This is a genomic window from Acidovorax sp. (assembly GCF_046339755.1).
Classification (GTDB): domain Bacteria; phylum Pseudomonadota; class Gammaproteobacteria; order Burkholderiales; family Burkholderiaceae_C; genus Acidovorax.
This window is the reverse complement of record NZ_JBKDTZ010000260.1, coordinates 25,902-47,801: the sequence shown is the minus strand read 5'-3', so window position 1 is coordinate 47,801 and position 21,900 is coordinate 25,902. Positions and strand designations below refer to the sequence as shown.

General features: G+C 64.8%; 18 protein-coding genes and 1 pseudogene. 18 read left to right on the top strand and 1 reads right to left on the bottom strand.

What is annotated here, in order from left to right; translation table 11 throughout:
* The 8 genes and pseudogenes from ACK59X_RS22865 to ACK59X_RS22830 all read left to right on the top strand — a co-directional run.
* On the top strand, positions 1-1,471 hold a 1,471-nt coding region (locus ACK59X_RS22865; RefSeq protein ID WP_409960673.1), incomplete at its 5' end, for a putative Ig domain-containing protein.
* A gap of 168 nt (positions 1,472-1,639) precedes the next feature.
* Complete coding sequence (aroB, locus tag ACK59X_RS22860; protein ID WP_409960672.1) at positions 1,640-2,791, top strand: 3-dehydroquinate synthase; 1,152 nt, start codon at positions 1,640-1,642, stop codon at positions 2,789-2,791.
* Between the two features lie 133 nt (positions 2,792-2,924).
* Positions 2,925-4,097: a deoxyguanosinetriphosphate triphosphohydrolase gene (locus tag ACK59X_RS22855; RefSeq protein ID WP_409960671.1), complete on the top strand. Its 1,173-nt coding sequence runs from the start codon at positions 2,925-2,927 to the stop codon at positions 4,095-4,097.
* 88 nt (positions 4,098-4,185) lie between these two features.
* Positions 4,186-4,791 (top strand): DUF1415 domain-containing protein, encoded by a 606-nt coding sequence (locus tag ACK59X_RS22850; RefSeq protein ID WP_409960670.1) that lies wholly within the window; start codon positions 4,186-4,188, stop codon positions 4,789-4,791.
* The gene (locus ACK59X_RS22845; RefSeq protein ID WP_409960669.1) at positions 4,788-5,720 is read left to right on the top strand and encodes a class I SAM-dependent methyltransferase; all 933 of its coding nucleotides are present in this window, start codon (positions 4,788-4,790) and stop codon (positions 5,718-5,720) included. Before ACK59X_RS22850 ends, ACK59X_RS22845 begins: the two co-directional genes overlap by 4 nt.
* 101 nt (positions 5,721-5,821) lie before the next feature.
* Positions 5,822-6,526: a transposase gene (locus tag ACK59X_RS22840; RefSeq protein ID WP_409960668.1), complete on the top strand. Its 705-nt coding sequence runs from the start codon at positions 5,822-5,824 to the stop codon at positions 6,524-6,526.
* A 178-nt stretch (positions 6,527-6,704) separates the two neighbouring features.
* Positions 6,705-11,441 (top strand): annotated as a pseudogene (locus tag ACK59X_RS22835) (glutamate synthase-related protein).
* 53 nt (positions 11,442-11,494) lie between these two features.
* Positions 11,495-12,973, top strand: a complete 1,479-nt coding sequence (locus tag ACK59X_RS22830; RefSeq protein ID WP_409960667.1) for a glutamate synthase subunit beta — start codon at positions 11,495-11,497, stop codon at positions 12,971-12,973.
* A gap of 173 nt (positions 12,974-13,146) precedes the next feature.
* Here ACK59X_RS22830 and ACK59X_RS22825 read toward each other — a convergent pair whose 3' ends face one another.
* The gene (locus tag ACK59X_RS22825) at positions 13,147-13,992 is read right to left on the bottom strand and encodes a hypothetical protein (RefSeq protein ID WP_409960666.1); all 846 of its coding nucleotides are present in this window, start codon (positions 13,990-13,992) and stop codon (positions 13,147-13,149) included.
* A gap of 441 nt (positions 13,993-14,433) precedes the next feature.
* Between ACK59X_RS22825 and ACK59X_RS22820 the strand changes: the two genes are divergently transcribed.
* The 10 genes from ACK59X_RS22820 (at position 14,434) to murA (ending at position 21,848) form a co-directional block, all read left to right on the top strand.
* Complete coding sequence (locus ACK59X_RS22820) at positions 14,434-15,252, top strand: ABC transporter ATP-binding protein (RefSeq protein WP_409960665.1); 819 nt, start codon at positions 14,434-14,436, stop codon at positions 15,250-15,252.
* Positions 15,249-16,031 carry a lipid asymmetry maintenance ABC transporter permease subunit MlaE gene (gene mlaE / locus ACK59X_RS22815; protein WP_409960664.1) on the top strand — a complete coding sequence of 261 codons (783 nt, stop codon included), beginning with the start codon at positions 15,249-15,251 and terminating at the stop codon, positions 16,029-16,031. Before ACK59X_RS22820 ends, mlaE begins: the two co-directional genes overlap by 4 nt.
* A gap of 24 nt (positions 16,032-16,055) precedes the next feature.
* Positions 16,056-16,547: an outer membrane lipid asymmetry maintenance protein MlaD gene (mlaD, locus tag ACK59X_RS22810; RefSeq protein ID WP_409960663.1), complete on the top strand. Its 492-nt coding sequence runs from the start codon at positions 16,056-16,058 to the stop codon at positions 16,545-16,547.
* Positions 16,544-17,374, top strand: coding sequence for a VacJ family lipoprotein (locus ACK59X_RS22805; RefSeq protein WP_409960662.1), 831 nt, complete (start codon positions 16,544-16,546; stop codon positions 17,372-17,374). The genes mlaD and ACK59X_RS22805 overlap by 4 nt, the downstream gene beginning before the upstream one ends.
* Before the next feature lie 118 nt (positions 17,375-17,492).
* On the top strand, positions 17,493-18,140 hold the full coding sequence (locus tag ACK59X_RS22800) for a phospholipid-binding protein MlaC (RefSeq protein ID WP_409960661.1): 648 nt from the start codon (positions 17,493-17,495) through the stop codon (positions 18,138-18,140).
* A 13-nt stretch (positions 18,141-18,153) separates the two neighbouring features.
* On the top strand, positions 18,154-18,429 hold the full coding sequence (locus ACK59X_RS22795; protein ID WP_409960660.1) for a lipid asymmetry maintenance protein MlaB: 276 nt from the start codon (positions 18,154-18,156) through the stop codon (positions 18,427-18,429).
* Between the two features lie 67 nt (positions 18,430-18,496).
* The gene (locus ACK59X_RS22790) at positions 18,497-19,453 is read left to right on the top strand and encodes an ABC transporter ATP-binding protein (RefSeq protein ID WP_409960659.1); all 957 of its coding nucleotides are present in this window, start codon (positions 18,497-18,499) and stop codon (positions 19,451-19,453) included.
* Positions 19,450-20,205: an ABC transporter permease gene (locus ACK59X_RS22785; protein WP_409960658.1), complete on the top strand. Its 756-nt coding sequence runs from the start codon at positions 19,450-19,452 to the stop codon at positions 20,203-20,205. Before ACK59X_RS22790 ends, ACK59X_RS22785 begins: the two co-directional genes overlap by 4 nt.
* 76 nt (positions 20,206-20,281) lie before the next feature.
* Positions 20,282-20,524, top strand: a complete 243-nt coding sequence (locus tag ACK59X_RS22780) for a BolA family protein (protein ID WP_409960657.1) — start codon at positions 20,282-20,284, stop codon at positions 20,522-20,524.
* 31 nt (positions 20,525-20,555) lie between these two features.
* Complete coding sequence (gene murA / locus ACK59X_RS22775) at positions 20,556-21,848, top strand: UDP-N-acetylglucosamine 1-carboxyvinyltransferase (protein ID WP_409960656.1); 1,293 nt, start codon at positions 20,556-20,558, stop codon at positions 21,846-21,848.
* The last annotated feature ends 52 nt before the right edge of the window (positions 21,849-21,900 follow it).

The following is a 21,900-nucleotide window of genomic DNA, read 5'->3' as shown; positions in this document are numbered from 1 at the left end:
TGCTTCCGCAGCAGCGCTGGCGGCATGCGGCGGTGGAGGTGGGAGCGGAGGAGAATCCAATCTCCAGTACCGCATTACGTTGACCACGGCAAAATCGCAATTGCCTCTTAACATCGGAGGTGTTGGGGCCGGGTCAGGTGCTTCTGCACCCTTTACCACCACCTTGTATGTGGATGCGAGAGTTGGTTCCAACCCCATTCCTGGTGGCGATGAAATTTTTGGGTGCAATATTGTCCAGGGCTTGGATTCTGGTTCCCTTTACTATCTCGATGGTAGTGAGGAGCACGAGGATGACAATGGCAATCCCTTGGCATACCGTTCGATTACGCTTGGCGCAAACTCTGGTGGTGCGTCCTTTCACTTCCATGCAGATGACCAAGCGGGCACGGCCCGCATCGTGTGCTCGGTGACCGATCCGCGCGACTCCAAGGTGTATACCGCGAGTGTGGATATTGTCGTGGGCGCCGCCACCGGCAAGGTCGCCAGCGTAAAGGGTGTGGTAGACGCGCCCCAGGTCCTGCTGTCCCGGGATGCCACTCCTCGGACTCCTTACCGTAACAATATCGGTATCCAGGCCTTTGTCAGGGATGACGCGAACCAGCCCATTCCTACGCCATCTGCCCCGAATCTCCAGGTCAGCATTCGACCGATTGGCCAGGCTGCAATCGGCGCGCGCTTGCTGCAAGCAAACCAGTCGGGCAGCGTATTACAACTGCGCACAGTGGGCGGCATCGGCACGTTCGCGCTGAACAGCGGGCTTAACACTGGAGCCATTGTGCTGGAGTTTGTTACCGACCGGTTTGACAACGACATCACCAACGGTATTCAGGACCCGATTACTTCCCTGTATGCGGTACCGGTTGTCGACAATGTTGCTGCGGCACCATTGGCCCTGACCACGTTGGCTGACCAGGATGCAACCGCTTTCATACCATTTGCGACCGTATTCACTGTCCAAGGCGGCGTGGGTCCCTATACGTGGAGTGCCATTGGATTGCCTGGCGGCTTGAACATCAGCAGCGATGGCATCGTGAGCGGCGCACCCCAAGGCCCAGCCGGTGTTTACAGTGCAGTGATCACCGTGGTGGATGCCTTGGGTGCCAAGGTGTCCGGCAACGTGAAGTTCACGGTGTCAGGTGGAGCGACAGTTCCCAACCCTCTGAGCTTGAACGGTTGCGTAACCAACGGGACCACCGCGTGCGCGCTGCCTCCGGCGAATGTCGGCGAGGCGTACCTGTACAGCTTGTCGGTCTCCGGTGGAAATACAGCGGATCCGGTGGTCTGGACCTTTGCTCCGACACCTCTGCCTGCGGGCCTGAGAGGCAGCAGTACTGGCAACAGCGGCGTGATCAGCGGCACCCCCACTGCATCGTGCAACGCCAGGTTCCTGGTGACGGCGACCCGCGGTACCGTGACCGTGACCCAGCAGGTGTCTGTGCAGATCGGCGCCAACACTGCGGCCTGCCCCTGATAGTCCAAAGGGCGCTTGGCGAGATTCGAAGTTCTCGGATCGGCTGAGCGCCCTGCCAGAAGAATAGAGACCCCGTGGATCCTTGGATCCACGGGGTTTTCTATTGACAGAGCTTGCAATGTCGTTCTGCGGGCGATTCGAACGGCATTCTGCGTAAACTACGCCCCTATGCTTGAAACCGCCGATCTGCTCCCCGCTTCCCCCGCCGCATCCCCAGCAGGTGCTACCTCCCATAGAGTCGCCATTGACCTGGGCGATCGCAGCTACGGTATCGAAATTGGCGCAGGCCTTCTTGACCGACTGCAGGAAGGCCTGGAGTTGCCCGGCGGCACGTCGGCCCTGGTGGTTACCAACGACACTGTTGGCCCGCTGTACGGGGCGCAGGTGGTGGAGGCGCTGCGCCAGCGCTACCCGGTCGTGCACACGGTGACGCTGCCTGATGGTGAAGAGTTCAAGGGCTGGGAAACCCTGCAGCGCATCTTCGACGCCCTGCTCACGCATGGCTGTGACCGCAAGGCCGTGCTGTTTGCCCTCGGCGGTGGCGTCATCGGCGACATGACCGGCTTTGCCGCCGCCACCTACATGCGCGGTGTTCCCTTCGTGCAGATCCCCACCACCTTGCTGGCGCAGGTGGATTCCTCGGTGGGCGGCAAGACGGCCATCAACCACCCGCTGGGCAAGAACATGGTGGGTGCGTTCTACCAGCCCCGGCTGGTGGTGTGCGACCTGGCCACGCTCGATACCCTGAGTGCGCGCGAGATGAGCGCCGGCTTGGCGGAAGTGATCAAGTATGGGCCCATTGCCGACATGGCATTCATGGAATGGCTCGATACCTCCATGGACGCGCTGCGAGCCCGAGACCGGGCAGCGCTTGCGCATGCCGTGCGCCGCAGCTGTGAGATCAAGGCATGGGTGGTGGGCCTGGATGAGCGTGAGGGTGGCCTCAGGGCCATCCTGAACTTCGGCCATACCTTCGGCCATGCCATCGAGGCAGGCATGGGCTACGGTGTGTGGCTGCATGGCGAAGGCGTGGGCGCAGGCATGGTGATGGCTGCTGAACTTTCGCGCCGGCTGGGTCTGGTGGACGATGCCTTCGTGCAGCGCCTTGTGGGACTCATCGAACGCGCAGGCCTGCCGACCAAGGGGCCGGTCATCGATGCCTCCGACAATGCCGGCCGCTACCTGGAGCTCATGCGCATCGACAAGAAATCCGAAGCGGGCGAGATTCGCTTTGTGATCATCGATGGCCCCGGAAAGGCCGTCGTCCGCGCGGCGCCCGACGCGCTGGTGCGCGAAGTGATCGACGCCTGCTGCGCTTAGCAGGCAGCCAGTGGGTTGGATTGAGTGGGGGGCTGGCCTTGTCTCTTTCCGCCGCCACCCCGCCAAACGCCGGTTACCGTTCCCGGCCACAATGGGCCTCATCTGTTGAAGACCAACTATCGCGAGCCTGTTGTTGAACCCCAGATCCGACCTTGCCGTCTACGCCAGCCACCCTGCATCGAGCCGGGGTCGGCGCCATCCCGAAACGCCTGCGCCGACCCGCTCGGAGTACCAGCGGGATCGCGACCGCATCGTGCACTCCACGGCGTTTCGCCGGCTGGTCTACAAGACCCAGGTCTTCCTGAACCACGAGGGGGACCTGTTCCGTACCCGGCTGACCCATTCGCTGGAGGTCGCCCAGCTCGGGCGCTCGATTGCGCGCTCGTTGCGCATTGACGAGGACCTGGTCGAAGCCATCTCGCTCGCCCATGACCTGGGGCACACGCCCTTCGGCCATGCAGGCCAGGACGCGCTGCACGAGTGCATGGCCGATCATGGCGGTTTCGAGCACAACCTGCAGAGCCTGCGGGTGGTCGACCAACTTGAAGAACGCTACCCGCATTTCGATGGCCTGAACCTGACCTTCGAGACGCGCGAGGGCATCCTCAAGCATTGTTCCAAGGTCCATGCCCAGCAGATCGAGGATGCAGAGCCCGGTGGGGTCGGCGGCCGTTTTCTGCGCCGTGAGCAGCCTGGCCTGGAGGCCCAGCTGTGCAACCTGGCCGATGAGATTGCCTACAACGCGCACGACATCGACGATGGCGTGCGTTCCGGCCTCATCACCATCGAGCAACTGCGCGAGGTTCCCTTGTTCGACCAGTACCGCCATGCGGCCCAGGCGGCGCACCCCCACCTGAAGGATGCGGCGATGCACCGGCGCCTGCTCTACGAGGCCATCCGCCTGATGCTGAGCGCGCAGGTCTACGACGTGATCGATGCGACCTCGGCCGCCCTGGCGCAGGCAGCGCCTACCAGCGCCGATGCCGTGCGACGGTCGCCCCCGCTGGTGCGCTTCAGCGAGCCCATGCGCGAACAGTCGGTCGTGCTCAAGCGCTTTCTTTTCAAGAACCTGTACCGCCATGCCCAGGTCATGGAAACCACGGGCCGCGCCCAACAGGTCGTGCGAGATCTGTTTGCGGCCTACCTGCAGTCGCCGCAGGAGATGAAGCCCGCTTTTGCGCAGCAGGCCAGCACGGACGACATGGCGGTGAAGTCGCGCGCCGTTGCCGACTTCATTGCTGGCATGACCGACCGCTTCGCCGGGCGTGAGCATCAGCGGCTGACGGGGCAGCGCTTGCTCGATTGATGGATGCCCTTTCTTTGGGGGAAGCGCGCGTCGGCAGGGTGCCCGTTAAAATCAGGGCCCTTCTCCTGTGCGCCAGCCGCACCTTTGCATGAATTCCCAGTCCCTCACGCCTGCCGTCTCCCTGCCTGCCGTCCGCGACACCGTGCAGTGGCTGGAACGTGCCGTCATCGGCCTTAACCTGTGCCCCTTCGCCAAGGGCGTGCACGTCAAGGGCCAAGTCCATTACGCGGTCAGCGATGCCATGGACCGCTCGCAGTTGCTGGACGAACTGCGGGCCGAATTGCTCGCGTTGGCCGAAATCGCTGCCGATGTGCGGGACACCACGTTGCTGGTCGTGCCCACCCCGCTGCTGGCCGATTTCCTGGATTTCAACGACTTTTTGGGCCAGGCGGAAGACCTGCTCGACGAGCTGGAGCTCGACGGCACGCTGCAGATCGCCAGCTTCCACCCCCAGTTCCAGTTTGCGGGGACGGATGTGGAGGATGTGAGCAACTGCACCAACCGCTCCCCGTACCCCACGCTGCACCTGCTGCGCGAGGACAGCATCGACCGCGCTGTGGAGGTGTTCCCCGAGGCCGAGACCATCTACGAGCGCAACATCGAGGTGCTTGAGAAGCTGGGCCTGGAGGGGTGGCGGGCGCTCGGTGTGGGGCCGGGCTGTTCCGATGCCAAGGTCGGCGGGGGTGCTGCATGAACGCGCCTCGCAATCCCAAGCAGGGCGGCAAGCCGGCGGCCAAGCCGTTGACTCCATCGCCCGCCGAGCAATTGGACCTGCGCCCCGGCCAGTCGTTGGAGCTGCTCAAGGAGCTGCACATCCTCACGCGCGAAGGGCGCATCAACCAGGACTCGCGCCGCAAGCTCAAGCAGGTCTACCACCTGTTCAACTTCATCGAGCCGCTGTTGGCCGAGCTGTTCACCGCGGACCATGCCCCCAGCCTGGCGGATCATGGCGCCGGCAAGTCCTACCTGGGCTTCATCCTCTACGACCTGTACTTCAAGGCACTGGGGCAGGGCCACATCTACGGCATCGAGACCCGCAGTGAACTGGTGGAGCGCTCCCGAACCCTGGCCCGGCAGCTGGGCTTTGCCCGCATGTCTTTCCTCAACCTGTCGGTGGCCGAATCGGCCGATGCCGCCGAACTGCCCGCCCAGGTCGACGTGGTCACCGCCCTGCATGCCTGTGACACCGCCACCGACGATGCGATTGCCTTCGGCCTGCAAAAGCGCGCCCGCGCCATGGTGCTCGTGCCCTGCTGCCAGGCCGAGATGGCCGCCTGCCTGCGCCAGGGTAAGGCGCTGCAGCTGTCGCGCACGCCGCTGGCCGAACTGTGGCGCCACCCGCTGCACACGCGCGAACTGGGCAGCCAGGTCACCAATGTGCTGCGCTGCCTGTACCTGGAAGCCAGCGGCTACCAGGTCACGGTCACCGAGCTGGTGGGCTGGGAGCACAGCATGAAGAACGAGCTCATCATCGCGCGCTACACCGGCCAGAAAAAGCGCAGTGCTGCGGAACGCCTGCGTGCCATCCTGCGCGAGATGGGGTTGGAGCAGGCCATGTCTGCGCGGTTCGGATTGCAGCCAGAGGCAGAAGCCGGCCACAGCGCCGAAACGGCATCGCCGTAGAGCGCTCGCCCGGCGCCGTGGACGGCGGGCACGGTATCTGATGAAAATGGGGACAGGTTTATCATACCTCTCCCACACCATCCGAACACCCGCCTTGCGCCATGGCCCGCCTGCCCCGACTGACCCTGCCCGGCTTCCCCCACCATGTGATCCAGCGCGGCAACAACCGTCAGGCAATCTTCCTGGACCGGGCCGACTTCGAGGCCATGCTCGCCTTGCTCGATGACAAAGCGCGCAAGTTCCAGGTGGCCCTGCATGCCTATGTGCTGATGGACAACCACTTCCATCTGCTGGCCACCCCGTCCACGGACGATGGCCTGCCGCAGATGATGCAGTCCATTGGGCGCAGCTACGTGCGCTACTTCAACCAGCGCCATGGGCGCACGGGTACCTTGTGGGAAGGGCGCTACCGTTCCACGGTGATGGAGGCCGAGCGCTACCTGCTGGCCTGCATGGTCTACATCGACCTCAACCCCCTGCGTGCCGGCACGGTGCAGCGCGCGGCGGACTACCCCTGGTCCAGCCACGGCCACTGGCTGGGCCTGCGCACCGACCGGCTGCTCACCACCCACGCGCTGTACTGGGCACTGGGCAATACGCCCTTTGCGCGCGAGGCAGCCTATGCCGCGCTGGTGCAGGCGGGCCTGGGTGAGAAGCAGCTGCACGCTCTCACGCAGTCCGCGCTGAGCGGATGGGCGTTGGGCGAGCCCGACTTCGTCGCCGGCCTGCAGAAACTTACCCCCCGCAGGGTGACCAAGGCCAAGCCCGGCAGGCCGCCCATGCCGGTGGCTCCCGAGGAGGCCTGACGCAAGTCGAACCAATGGATACAGCCCCATCTCAAATCAATATTGATGTGTCCCCAATTAATTCCGACTTTTTTGGTTGGTTAATTTAATAAGAATCTGACCCCAATTAATATGCTTGCCTTGCATGTTGCAATGCACTAACCTTGCCTTCCCTGCGAAAATTCATGAGGAGTGCGCCATGACCACGGCTGCCGAGATCCAGCATCTGCAACAACACGGTTTGTATTCAAAGTCCAACGAGCATGACGCCTGCGGGCTCGGCTTCGTCGCCCACATCAAGGGCGTCAAGCGCCACGACATCGTTACGCAGGCCCTGAAGATCCTGGAGAACATCGACCACCGTGGCGCCGTGGGTGCCGACAAGCTCATGGGCGACGGCGCGGGCATCCTGATCCAGATCCCCGACGCGCTGTACCGTGAAGAGATGGCCAAACAGGACGTCACGCTGCCCGCCGCCGGCGAGTACGGTGTGGGCATGATCTTCCTGCCCAAGGAGCACGCCTCTCGTCTGGCCTGCGAGCAGGAGATGGAACGCGCCATCAAGGCCGAAGGCCAGGTGCTGCTCGGCTGGCGCGACGTGCCGGTCAACGTCGACATGCCCATGTCGCCCACCGTGCGCAAGAAGGAGCCCATCCTGCGCCAGGTCTTCATCGGCCGCGGTAACGACGTGATCGTGCAGGATGCGCTGGAGCGCAAGCTGTACGTGATCCGCAAGACGGCCAGCGCCGCCATCCAGAACCTCACGCTCACGCACAGCAAGGAATATTACGTTCCCAGCATGTCCAGCCGCACCGTGGTCTACAAGGGCCTGCTGCTGGCCGACCAAGTGGGCACCTACTACATGGACCTGCAGGACGAGCGCTGCGTCTCGGCCATTGGCCTGGTGCACCAACGTTTTTCCACCAACACCTTTCCCGAGTGGCCGCTGGCCCACCCCTACCGCTACGTGGCGCACAACGGTGAAATCAACACCGTCCAGGGCAATTAACCCTGGCTGATGGCGCGAGAAGGCGTGATGGCCTCGCCCGTGCTCGCGGCCGATCTGCACAAGCTCTACCCCATCAGCTTCGCCGACCAGTCCGACACCGCCACGTTCGACAACTGCCTCGAACTGCTGACCATGGCTGGCTACCCCATCAGCCAGGCCGTGATGATGATGATCCCCGAGCCCTGGGAGCAGCACACCACCATGGACGAGCGCCGCCGCGCCTTCTATGAGTACCACGCTGCGATGATGGAGCCCTGGGACGGCCCAGCCTCCATCGTGTTCACCGATGGCCGCCAGATCGGCGCCACGCTGGACCGCAACGGCCTGCGCCCCTCGCGCTACTGCATCACCGACGACGATCTGGTCATCATGGCCTCGGAGTCGGGCGTGCTGCCCATCCCCGAGAACAAGATCGTGCGCAAGTGGCGCCTGCAGCCCGGCAAGATGTTCCTGATCGACCTGGAACAGGGCCGCATGATCGACGACGAGGAGCTCAAGGCCAACGTCGTCAACACCAAGCCCTACAAGCAGTGGATCGAAAACCTGCGCATCAAGCTCGACAGCATCGACGCTGCCGCTGATGCGCCCGCGCCCGAAGCTTCCACGCTGCCGCTGCTCGACCGCCAGCAGGCCTTCGGCTACACGCAAGAGGACATCAAGTTCCTGATGGCCCCCATGGCCCGCAATGGCGAGGAGGGCATCGGCTCCATGGGCAACGACAGCCCGCTGGCCGTGCTCTCGGGCAAGAACAAGCCGCTGTTCAACTACTTCAAGCAGCTGTTCGCCCAGGTCACGAACCCGCCCATCGACCCGATCCGCGAAGCCGTGGTGATGTCGCTGGTGTCGTTCATCGGCCCCAAGCCCAACCTGCTGGACATCAACCAGGTCAACCCGCCGATGCGGCTCGAAGTGAGCCAGCCTGTGCTCGACTTCGCCGACATGGCCAAGCTGCGCGACATCGAGAAGTACACGCAGGGCAAGTTCAAAAGCGTCACCATTGACATCACCTACCCGCTGGACTGGGGTCGTGAGGGGGTGGAAGCCAAGCTCGCCTCGCTGTGCGCGCAGGCGGTGGACGCCATCAAGGGCGGTGCCAACATCCTCATCGTCAGCGACCGCGCCGTGAGCGCCACGCAGGTGGCCATCCCTGCGCTGCTGGCCCTGTCGGCCATCCACCAGCACCTGGTGGGCGCAGGCCTGCGCACCACCGCCGGCCTGGTGGTCGAGACCGGCACCGCGCGCGAAGTGCACCACTTCGCCGTGCTGGGTGGCTACGGAGCCGAAGCCGTGCACCCCTACCTCGCCATGGAAACCCTGGCCGAGATGCACAAGGACATGCCTGGCGACCTGTCGCCGGACAAGGCCATCTACAACTACGTCAAGGCCATCGGCAAGGGCCTGTCCAAGATCATGTCCAAGATGGGCGTGAGCACCTACATGAGCTACTGCGGCGCGCAGCTGTTCGAGGCCATCGGCCTGAACACCGACACCGTGGGCAAGTACTTCACCGGCACGGCCAGCCGCGTGGAAGGCATCGGCGTGTTCGAGATCGCCGAGGAAGCCATCCGCATGCACAAGGCCGCCTTCGGCGACGACCCCGTGCTCGAAACCATGCTGGACGCCGGCGGCGAATACGCCTGGCGCGCCCGAGGCGAAGAGCACATGTGGAGCCCCGACGCCATCGCCAAGCTGCAGCACTCCACGCGTGCCAACAGCTGGAACACGTACAAGGAATACGCGCAGATCATCAACGACCAGAGCAAGCGCCACATGACGCTGCGCGGCCTGTTCGAGTTCAAGATCGATCCCGCCAAGGCCATCTCCGTGGACGAGGTCGAGCCCGCCAAGGAGATCGTCAAGCGCTTCGCCACCGGCGCCATGTCGCTGGGCTCCATCTCCACCGAAGCGCATGCCACCCTGGCCGTGGCCATGAACCGCATCGGCGGCAAGAGCAACACCGGCGAGGGCGGCGAGGACGCTGCACGCTACCGCAACGAACTCAAGGGCATCCCGATCAAGCAGGGCGACACGCTCAAGAGCGTGATCGGCGCCGAAAACGTCGAGGTCGACCTGCCCCTGCAGGACGGCGACTCCCTGCGCAGCCGCATCAAGCAGGTGGCCTCGGGCCGCTTCGGCGTCACGGCCGAATACCTGTCCTCGGCCGACCAGATCCAGATCAAGATGGCCCAGGGCGCCAAGCCCGGCGAAGGCGGCCAACTGCCTGGCGGCAAGGTCTCCACCTACATCGGCAAGCTGCGCCACAGCGTGCCCGGCGTGGGCCTGATCTCGCCCCCGCCGCACCACGACATCTACTCCATCGAAGACCTGGCCCAGCTCATCCACGACCTGAAGAACGTGGCACCGCACGCCAGCATCAGCACCAAGCTGGTGTCCGAAGTCGGCGTGGGCACCATCGCGGCCGGCGTCACCAAGTGCAAGAGCGACCACCTGGTGATCGCCGGCCATGACGGCGGCACGGGCGCATCGCCCTGGTCGTCCATCAAGCACGCGGGCGGACCCTGGGAAATCGGCCTGGCCGAAACCCAGCAGACCCTGGTGCTCAACCGCCTGCGCGGCCGCGTGCGCGTGCAGGCCGACGGCCAGATGAAGACCGGCCGCGACGTCGCCATCGGCGCGCTGCTGGGCGCCGACGAGTTCGGCTTCGCCACGGCGCCCCTGGTCGTCGAAGGCTGCATCATGATGCGCAAGTGCCACCTGAACACCTGCCCAGTGGGCGTGGCCACGCAGGACCCGGCCCTGCGCGCCAAGTTCTCGGGCAAGCCCGAGCACGTGGTCAACTACTTCTTCTTCATCGCCGAAGAAGTGCGCCAGATCATGGCCCAACTGGGCATCCGCAAGTTCGACGACCTGATCGGCCGCTCCGATCTGCTCGACATGCGCTCCGGCATCGCCCACTGGAAGGCCCGCGGCCTCGATTTCGGCCGCCTGTTCGCCCAGCCCAACGTGCCCGCCGACGTGCCACGCTTCCACGTGGACGTGCAGGACCACAACATCGAGCACACGCTGGACCGCAAGCTCATCGAACGCAGCCGCCCCGCCATCGACAAGGGCGAGCGCGTGCAGTTCATCGAAGTGGCGCGCAACGTCAACCGCTCCGTGGGCGCCATGCTCTCGGGTGCCGTGACCCGCGCCCACCCCGAAGGCCTGCCGGACGACACCATCCGCATCCAGCTCGAAGGCACGGGCGGCCAGTCCTTTGGTGCCTTCCTCACGCGCGGCATCACGCTGTACCTGATCGGCGACGCCAACGACTACACCGGCAAGGGCCTGTCGGGCGGCCGCGTCATCGTGCGCCCCAGCATCGACTTCCGCGGTGATTCCGTGCGCAACACCATCGTGGGCAACACTGTCATGTACGGCGCCACCACCGGCGAGGCCTTCTTCAGCGGCGTGGCCGGCGAACGCTTTGCCGTGCGCCTGTCGGGCGCCACGGCGGTCGTCGAGGGCACGGGCGACCATGGCTGCGAATACATGACCGGCGGCACCGTGATGGTGCTGGGCAAGACCGGCCGCAACTTCGCGGCCGGCATGAGCGGCGGCGTCGCCTACGTCTACGACGAAGACGGCCAGTTCGACACGCGCTGCAACATGTCCATGGTCACGCTGGAACGCATCCTGCCTTCCTCCGAGCAGGAGGCCACCGTGCCCCGCGCCATCTGGCACAACGGCCAGACCGACGAAGCGCAGCTCAAGAAGCTGCTGGAAGACCACAACCGCTGGACGGGCAGCAAGCGCGCGCGCGAACTGCTCGACAACTGGGCAGCATCGCGCAGCAAGTTCGTCAAGGTCTTCCCGACCGAGTACAAGCGCGCGCTGGCCGAGATTTATGAACGCAAGGTGCTCGAGGAGCCTGCCACCCCCGCGGTGGCCCCGGCTGCCAAGAACGTGGCCGTGCCCGCCAAGTAAGGCGCGGCCCCACCCGACACCCGCACAGCATTCATAGACAAGGACACGCAATCATGGGAAAGACCACCGGCTTCATGGAGTACGAGCGCATCGAAGCGGGCTACAAGCCCGTCGGCGAGCGCCTGAAGCATTACAAGGAATTCGTCATCGGGCTCGATGAGTCCCAGGCCAAGGTGCAGGGCGCGCGCTGCATGGACTGCGGCACGCCGTTCTGCAACAACGTCTGCCCGGTGAACAACATCATTCCGGACTTCAACGACCTGGTCTACCAGGCCGACTGGAAGAGCGCCATCGCCGTGCTGCACAGCACCAACAACTTCCCCGAGTTCACCGGCCGCATCTGCCCCGCGCCCTGCGAGGCCGCCTGCGTGCTCAACGTGAACGACGACGCCGTGGGCATCAAGTCCATCGAGCACGCGATCATCGACCGCGCCTGGGAAGAGGGCTGGGTCAAGGCGCTGCCGTCCAAGCACAAGACCGGCAAGAAGGTCGCCGTGGTGGGCTCCGGCCCGGCCGGCATGGCCGCCGCCCAGCAACTGGCGCGCGTCGGCCACGACGTGACCCTGTTCGAGAAGAACGACCGCATCGGCGGCCTGCTGCGCTACGGCATCCCCGACTTCAAGATGGAGAAGTCGCACATCGACCGCCGTGCCGAGCAGCTCAAGGCCGAAGGCGTCACCATCCGCACCAGCGTCTTCGTCGGTGCAGCCAAGGACGGTCTGGGCAAGGGCTCCAAGGTCACCAACTGGGCCAAGGAAACCGTCACCCCCGAGCAACTGCAGGCCGAGTTCGACGCCGTGCTGCTCACCGGCGGTGCCGAGCAGAGCCGTGATCTGCCCGTGCCCGGCCGCGACCTCGATGGCATCCACTTCGCCATGGAGTTCCTGCCCCAGCAGAACAAGGTCAATGCCGGCGACAAGCTCAAGAACCAGCTGCGCGCCGACGGCAAGCACGTCATCGTGATCGGTGGCGGCGACACCGGCAGCGACTGTGTGGGCACCAGCAACCGACACGGCGCCGTCAGCGTCACCCAGTTCGAGCTGATGCCCCAGCCGCCCGAAGTCGAGAACCGCCCCATGACCTGGCCCTACTGGCCGATCAAGCTGCGCACCAGCTCCAGCCACGAAGAAGGCTGTGAGCGCGAATTCGCCATCTCCACCAAGGAGTTCATCGGCGAAAAGGGCAAGGTCACCGGCCTCAAGACCGTGCGCGTGGAATGGAAGGACGGCAAGATGGTCGAAGTCCCCGGTTCCGAGAAGGTGCTCAAGGCCGACCTCGTGCTGCTGGCCATGGGCTTCGTGAGCCCCGTCGCTGCCGTGCTCGAAGCCTTCGGCGTCGAGAAGGATGCGCGCGGCAACGCCCGTGCCACCACCGAGTTCGATGGCGGCTATGCCACGAGCGCCCCCAAGGTGTTCGCGGCAGGCGACATCCGCCGCGGCCAGTCCCTGGTGGTCTGGGCCATCCGCGAAGGCCGCCAGGCGGCCCGCGCGGTGGACGAGTACCTCATGGGCTATTCGGACCTGCCGCGCTGAGGTAAGGCACTTTTTGAAGATTGCTCAGCGGCAAGCCGAGAGATGTTGCTGCGCAAGACAGGCTCGATGCCATCCAGGCATCGGGCTTTTTTCTTCCTGGTACTTGGTAGGGTGCAGCCTGTCAGACCCCTGTTCATTGGTTACGGTCGCTACTTATCCGCAGGCGGTGTACCTCAGTTGCATACTCTCACAGTGCTGGGATCAAGGTCCGCCGAAGTTCTGTACGTGCGAACGTAGCTGACGGTGTAAGGTATTTTGCCGCCGGTTTGAGGTTGGTAGAAACCGAGCACGTAGAGGCCCTTGCCGTCGCCGAGGACGGCGGCATAGGTGGGCCCCCTGGCGTCATGCTGCCATGCCGGTATGGTGTGGATCAGCCGCTGCCCGGAATAGATCTGGACCTCTGTCATCTTGAAACTGAAGGTCAATGTTTCAACAAACATGCCTAGCGAGTTGTAGCAGCTGTAGGCACGATTCAGGGAGGTATAGGGATCGATCGGGGTCGCCACGTCCTCCAAGGTCTCTACGTGCTTGAATCTGCCGCTGCTGAGCATTTCGAAAAAGTCGGAGCCATACCCCACGAAAATTTCGGCGCCCAGCTGGCCTCGTGTGTTCCAGTTGTTCAGAGTGATCGATTCCTTGCTGCTTCCGATGGTCTTGTATTCCGGGATCTCGCTACCCGTGTAGGGAATGAAGCCCCGGGTTTCCGACAGCAGATAAAACTGGTTGTTGTGAAGCATCACAAAATACAGCTTCCCGTTGCCGATGAAGCGTGATTCGGTAGACAAGGTCACAGACAGATTGAGCGAATCCGTGGTACCCGTGATATTGGAGGTCGTGGGAATCTGCGCGGCGGCTGGCAAGGCGAATCCCAGGCACACAGTGGCGCTTGCGAGAATTCTTCGAAGGGTTGAAATAAGCATGGTGGCGTAGGGACGGTGAAGAAGGGTAGCCAGGCCCTTATCAGCGATAGACACCGCTGCAAGAAGCGCTGCACTTAGGAGTCGCAGGTTTTTCGACATTTGTATCTATCTGCTACACCAGTTTAGGATTGCCTTGGCTTGGCTGCAAGCACCCATAGCGGTGATGGCAGTGGAATCGCGCGTCCGCTCGGAGGTCATTGCGTCGACTCGATTCCGGTTCGAGGCTTTGGGTGTGGCTCGCAAGCGTTGCTCTGGACAGGGTTTGTGTGCAGTGCACAACGCTCTTGCGCAAGTTGGTGCAAGATTCCCCCTTTGCGTACCCTTGAACTGCAGCCTCACAAAGCACAATTGGATGCAGGGGAAGGGCACGCCTCGCAGAAACTGCGCAAATCCGTTTCTCAGCTTCAATGCAAACATGCATGCATTCATGTATGTTTGTGGGCGATTCGGCTAACATCGCTGCTGTCCGACGCGCCGCGATTGCCGTGCGCGCGGACAATCGTGTTTTGCAAACTTCCCCTTTCTTCGTGCCTTTTTTTGATGCCCGAGCCTTCGCCCTTTGCCGAACTGCGCAACGTCACCTTCTCCTACGGTGACCGTCCCATCCTGCGCGACGTGTCGCTGACGGTTCCGCGCGGCAAGGTCACGGCGCTCATGGGGGCCTCGGGCGGGGGCAAGACCACGGTGCTGCGCCTCATCGGCGGACAGCAGCAGGCCCAACAGGGCGAGGTGCTGTTTGATGGCCAGAACGTGGGCCAGATGGACGCAACCGCCCTGTACAAGGCGCGCCGGCGCATGGGCATGCTGTTCCAGTTCGGCGCGTTGTTCACCGACCTCGATGTGTTCGAGAACGTGGCCTTTCCGCTGCGCGAGCACACGGACCTGCCGGAAGAGTTGATCCGCGACGTGGTGCTCATGAAGCTCAACGCCGTGGGCCTGCGCGGCGCGCGCGACCTCATGCCCAGCCAGATCTCGGGCGGCATGGCGCGGCGCGTGGCCCTGGCCCGTGCCATCGCGCTGGACCCCGAACTCGTCATGTACGACGAACCCTTCGCGGGCCTGGACCCCATCTCCCTGGGCACGGCCGCCCAGCTCATCCGCCAGCTCAATGATGCCATGGGACTTACCAGCATCATCGTCTCGCATGACCTGGAGGAAACCTTCCGCCTGGCCGACCATGTCATCATCCTCGGTGAAGGTGTGGTGGCTGCGCAGGGCGCGCCCGACGAAGTACGGGCCAGCACCGACCCGCTGGTACACCAGTTCGTGCATGCGCTGCCCACGGGGCCCGTGCCCTTCCACTACCCGGGCCCCACCGCAGAGCAGGACTTCGGTCCCGCAGGAGGGATCGGCCTGTGAGCTGGTACAACCCCTCCGACGTGGGCCTGGCCGTGCGCGGCAAGCTCGCGGACATCGGGGCCGCGGCCCATTTGTTCGCGCGCCTGCTGCGCCTGTTCGGTGCCACTTTCCTGCGGCCCTCGCTGGTGCGCGACCAGGTGCACTTTCTGGGCAACTTCTCGCTGGCCATCATCGCGGTGTCGGGCCTGTTCGTGGGCTTCGTGCTCGGCCTGCAGGGCTACTACACGCTGCAGCGCTACGGCTCGTCCGAGGCGCTCGGCATGTTGGTCGCGCTCTCGCTGGTGCGCGAGTTGGGTCCCGTGGTCACGGCACTGCTGTTCGCTGGCCGGGCCGGCACTTCGCTCACCGCCGAAATCGGCCTCATGCGTGCGGGCGAACAGCTCAGCGCCATGGAGATGATGGCCGTGGACCCGGTGCGCCGCATCCTGGCGCCGCGTTTCTGGGCTGGTGTCATCACCATGCCATTGCTGGCGGCGGTATTCAGCGCCGTGGGCGTGATCGGCGGCTGGATCGTCGGCGTGGTGCTCATCGGCATCGACCCCGGCGCCTTCTGGAGCCAGATGCAGGGCGGAGTCGACGTGTTCCGCGACGTGGGCAACGGCGTCATCAAGAGCGTCGTCTTTGGCGTCACCGTGACCTTCGTGGCCCTGCTGCAGGGTTACTCCGCCAAGCCCACGCCCGAGGGCGTGTCGCGCGCCACCACGCGCACGGTGGTGATGGCTTCGTTGGCGGTGCTGGGGCTGGACTTCCTGCTCACCGCCATGATGTTCAGCATCTAAGAAATAAGCAAAGAGATCGCAACCATGCAACGCTCCAAAAATGATGTCTGGGTAGGCCTGTTCGTGATGCTTGGCATCGCGGCGCTGGTCTTCCTGGCCCTGCAGTCGGCCAACCTGCTGACCCTCAATTTCCAGCGCGGCTACCAGCTCATCGCCCGCTTCGACAACATCGGAGGCCTGAAGCCCCAGGCAGCCGTGCGCAGTGCGGGCGTGGTGGTAGGCCGCGTGGAGTCCATCGCCTTCGACGACAAGACCTTCCAGGCGCGCGTCACGCTGGCCATGCAGGATCGCTATGCGTTTCCCAAGGACAGCTCGCTCAAGATCCTGACCAGCGGTTTGCTGGGCGAGCAGTACATCGGCATCGAGGCTGGTGGCGACGAAAAGAACCTCGCAGCGGGAGACACGATCACGGCCACGCAGTCCGCCGTGGTGCTCGAAAACCTGATTGGACAATTTCTTTACAGCAAAGCCGAAGACGGCAGTAAGCCCGCAGGGGCAGGTGGTAGCAAAAAATGATGAACAGGATGCAAGCGGGCACGGCCCGCCATGATGAACACCCCGCGGGCGGGCTCCTGCGAGCCGGGCGCGCCATGGCCGCAATGCTCGGGCTGGTGCTGATGGTCGGCTGCGCGAGCGGTCCCCGCACCGATCCGCGCGACCCGCTGGAACCCTACAACCGCGGCGTCACGAAGTTCAACGAGCAGGTCGACGCCATCGTGCTCAAGCCCGTCGCCACAGCCTACAAGGAAGTCACCCCCGCGCCCGTGCGCACCGGGGTGAGCAACTTCTTTGCCAACCTGACCGATGTGTGGTCCTTCGTGAACAACGTGCTGCAGTTGCGCCTGGAAGGCGCCGCATCGAGCTTCATGCGCGTCAACGTGAACACATTCTTCGGCCTGGGCGGCGTGCTGGACGTGGCCAGCGAGATCGGCATCGACCGCTACCGCCAGGATTTCGGCCTGACCCTGGGCCGCTGGGGCATGGACACCGGGCCTTACCTGGTGCTGCCCATCCTGGGTCCTTCCACCGTGCGCGACACCTTCGCCCTGCCGGTCGACATGGTGGGCAACCCTGTGCGCTATGTGGACCCGACCTCCGCCCGCAACTCGCTGTATGCCCTTCGCGCCGTGGATGCGCGTGCCAACCTGCTGCGTGCAGGTTCGGTCCTCGACAGCGCTGCCCTCGACAAGTACAGCTTCACGCGCGACGTGTTCCTGCAGGTGCGCAGCCAGGCAGGGGCGGTCCCGTACGACAAGGACAAGGACGACAGCGAACGCGAACGCGACGCCAAGGACGGCGTGCTGCCCGAGGAGCCACCACCCGCCGATGCCAAGACCCGCTGAGGGCCGAGCGGGGTGTTGCACTTGCTTGCAACCCGCTACCGGACAGAAGCACATGGCGGGCCCTTCGCGCCCACAATGAAATCAAGGGTGCCTTGCCCGCACCATGAAGGAAAACGACATGATGATGAACCGACGATTCCTGGGCCACATGGCCCTGGCCCTGGTGGCCGTGACTTCCCTGGGCCTGCCGCTGGCGGCCTCCGCGGCCGACGAGGCGCCCGACGCCTTGATCAAGCGCCTGTCCACCGACGTGCTCAACACGGTTAAGGCAGACAAGTCCATCCAGGGCGGCGACATCGCCAAGGTGATCGCGCTGGTGGACAAGACGGTCATGCCCAACGTGAATTTCCGCCGCATGACGGCCGCCGCCGTGGGCCCAGGCTGGCGCCAGGCCACGCCCGAGCAGCAAAAGCGCTTGCAGGACGAGTTCAAGATCCTGCTGGTGCGCACCTATGCGGGCGCTCTGGCGCAGGTCAACGACCAGAGCATCCAGGTCAAGCCCCTGCGCGCCGATCCTGCGGACAAGGACGTGCTGGTGCGCACCGAGATCGTGGGCCGGGGCGACCCGATCCAGCTCGACTACCGCCTGGAAAAGACGCCCGGAGATGGCGCCGGCTGGAAGATCTACAACCTCAACGTGCTGGGCGTGTGGCTGGTGGAAACCTACAAGGGCCAGTTTGCACAGGAAATCAATGCCAAGGGCGTTGACGGCCTGATCGCCTCGCTCGAGGCGCGCAACAAGTCCAATGCCGGCACCAAGGGCTGACGCGGGATCTGCCATGCCGGTTCTGGTCCTGCCGCAGGAACTGACGCACCGCCAGGCACCTGCGTGCCTGCGCATGCTGCTGCAGGGCCTGAAGGTGCACAAGGAGCCGAGCGTGGTGGTGGATGCCCAGGCGCTGGCCGTGTTCGACACCTCCGCGCTGGCGGTGTTGCTCGAGTGCCGGCGCGAGGCGCTCTCCGACCGCAAGACTTTCGCCGTGCAGGGCCTGCCCGCTGCGCTGGCCAGCATGGCCGGCCTGTACGGCGTGGCCGATCTGCTGCCCTCGGCCTGACGCCCTGGCAGGGGCTCCCGGGGCCGGCACAGCACGTTTGTGCACCAGGCCGTAAAATCACGGGCTCATGCCCGCAGTCTCATTCCAAGCCGTCTCCAAGACCTTTGACACCCCCAAAGGCCCGTTCCAGGCACTCAACCAGGTCAGCCTGGACATCGAGGAGGGGGAGTTCTTCGGACTGCTCGGCCCCAATGGGGCCGGCAAGACCACCCTCATCAGCATCCTCGCCGGCCTGGCCCGGCCCAGCGGCGGGCGCGTGCTCGTGCAAGGCAGCGACGTGCAGTCCAACTTCGCCGAAGCGCGCCGCAAGCTCGGCGTCGTGCCGCAGGAGCTGGTGTTCGACCCCTTCTTCAACGTGCGCGAGGCCCTGCGCATCCAGTCCGGCTACTTCGGCGTCAAGAACAACGACGACTGGATCGACGAGCTGCTGCACAACCTGGGCCTCACGGACAAGGCCAATTCCAACATGCGCCAACTCTCGGGCGGCATGAAGCGCCGCGTGCTGGTGGCCCAGGCCTTGGTGCACAAGCCGCCCATCATCGTGCTCGACGAGCCCACAGCGGGCGTGGACGTGGAGCTGCGCCAGACTCTGTGGCAATTCGTCGCCCGCCTGAACAAGCAGGGCCACACCGTGCTGCTCACAACCCACTACCTCGAAGAAGCCGAGGCCCTGTGCAACCGCATCGCCATGCTCAAGACTGGGCAGGTGGTGGCGCTGGCGCAGACCAGCGACCAGCTCAAGTCGGCCTCGGGCACTGTGCTGCAATTCAAGGCCGATGTGGACCTGCCGCCTGCGCTCGCGCGCCTGGCGCGCGTCACGGGCCGCATCGTGCAGTTGCCGGCGCACGACGCACGCGAGATCGAGGAGCACCTGTCCGCGTTGCGCGTGGCCGGTGTCGAGGTGCATGACATGGAGATCCGCCGACCCGACCTGGAGGACGTGTTCCTGCAGGTCATGGCGGGTACCTCCTCGTCGCATCCTCCGCCAGCGCCTGCCGCGGCCCCCGTGGAGGTGCACGCATGACCGGCTGGCAGACCCTGTTCTACAAGGAAGTGCTGCGCTTCTGGAAGGTCAGCTTCCAGACCGTGGCCGCGCCGGTGCTCACCGCCGTGCTGTACCTGCTGATCTTCGGCCATGTGCTCGAGGACCATGTGAAGGTCTACGAGCGCATCAGCTACACCGCCTTCCTGGTGCCCGGCCTGGTGATGATGAGCGTGCTGCAGAACGCCTTCGCCAACAGCTCGTCGAGCCTGATCCAGAGCAAGATCATGGGCAGCCTGGTGTTCGTGCTGCTCACACCGCTGTCGCACTGGGCCTGGTTCGTGGCCTATGTGGGCTCGTCCATCGTGCGCGGGCTGGTCGTGGGGCTCGGCGTGTTCATCGTCACCATCGCCTTCGCACGGCCGGAGTTCGCCGCGCCGCTGTGGATCATCGCCTTCGCCTTCCTGGGCGCTGCGCTGCTGGCGACCCTGGGGCTCATCGCCGGCCTGTGGGCGGACAAGTTCGACCAGATGGCGGCGTTCCAGAACTTCGTGATCGTGCCCATGACCTTCCTGTCGGGCGTGTTCTACTCCATCCAGTCGCTGCCGCCGTTCTGGCAGACCGTGAGCCACCTGAACCCGTTCTTCTACATGATCGACGGCTTCCGCTACGGCTTCTTCGGCCAGAGCGACACCTCGCCCTGGCTCAGCCTGGGCATTGTCGGCGTGGCCTGGCTGGCGGTCAGCGCACTGGCCGTGCACCTGCTGCGCACAGGCTACAAGATCCGCCATTGAACCGGCATCGAACCGCCCCGGGGCGGTTCGATGTACCCTAGCGCCCCTGCACGGACGCAGACAACCACGCCCCACCATGACCGCCGACCAACTCAAAGACCTCATTGCCGCCGGCCTGGCCTGCGAGCACATCGACCTGCAGGGCGATGGCCGCCACTGGTATGCCACCATCGTCTCGGCGGACTTCGAGGGCAAGCGCCTCATCCAGCGCCACCAGCGCGTGTACGCCACGCTGGGCACGCGCATGCAGACCGATGAGGTACATGCCCTGTCGATGAAGACCTTCACGCCCGCCGAATGGGCGGCGCAGCCGCGCTGATCCTCCAACCCCTTTTCCTCCAGGTTTCGTGATGGACAAACTCCTCATCCGTGGCGGCCGCACCCTGCAGGGCGAGGTGCTGGTCTCCGGCGCCAAGAACGCCGCGCTGCCCGAGCTGTGCGCGGCACTGCTCACGGCCGAGCCCGTCACCCTGCTCAATGTGCCCCAGTTGCAGGACGTGAGCACCATGCTCACCCTGATCCGCAACATGGGTGTTGCGGCCGAGCGCGCCAGCGATGGCACCGTGCGCATCGATGCCAGTGCCCTGAACACGCCCGAGGCCCCCTACGAGCTGGTCAAGACCATGCGCGCCTCGGTGCTGGCCCTGGGGCCGCTCTTGGCGCGCTTTGGCGAGGCCACCGTGTCCCTGCCCGGCGGCTGCGCCATCGGCTCGCGCCCGGTGGACCAGCACATCAAGGGCCTGGCCACCATGGGGGCCGAGATCGTGGTCGAGCACGGCTACATGATCGCCAAGCTGCCCGCGGGTGCCACGCGCCTGAAGGGCGCGCGCATCACCACCGACATGGTCACCGTGACCGGTACCGAGAACTTCCTCATGGCCGCCGCGCTGGCCGAGGGCGAGACCGTGCTGGAGAATGCCGCGCAGGAGCCCGAGATCGTGGACCTGGCCGAGATGCTGATCGCCATGGGCGCGAAGATCGAAGGCCACGGCACCAGCCGCATCCGCATCCAGGGCGTGGAGCGCCTCTCTGGCTGCACCCACCGGGTGGTGGCCGACCGCATCGAGGCCGGCACCTTCCTGTGCGCCGTGGCGGCCACCGGCGGCGACGTGGTGCTGCGCCATGGCCGTGCCGACCACCTGGACGCCGTGATCGACAAGCTGCGCGAGGCCGGTACCCAGGTGCAGGCGCTGGACGGCGGCATCCGCATCCAGAGCCCCGGCGCCGGCCAACTGCGCGCCCAGGGCTTCCGAACTACCGAATACCCGGGCTTTCCCACCGACATGCAGGCCCAGTTCATGGCGCTCAACTGCGTGGCGCAGGGCACCTCCACGGTGACCGAGACCATCTTCGAGAACCGCTTCATGCACGTGGATGAGCTCGTGCGCCTGGGCGCCCGCATCCAGACCGATGGCAAGGTCGCCGTGATCGAGGGCCTGGGCAAGCCCGAGGCCGCGCATCCGCCCCTGTCGGGCGCCACGGTCATGGCCACCGACCTGCGCGCCTCGGCCAGCCTCGTGATCGCCGGCCTGGTGGCCGACGGCGAGACGGTGGTGGACCGCATCTACCACCTGGACCGCGGCTACGACTGCATGGAAGCGAAACTGCGCGGCATCGGCGCCGACATCGAGCGCATGTCTTAGGGTCGCGAGTTGGAAATTCGTTGAATAAATCTACCGACAATCCCCGCCATGC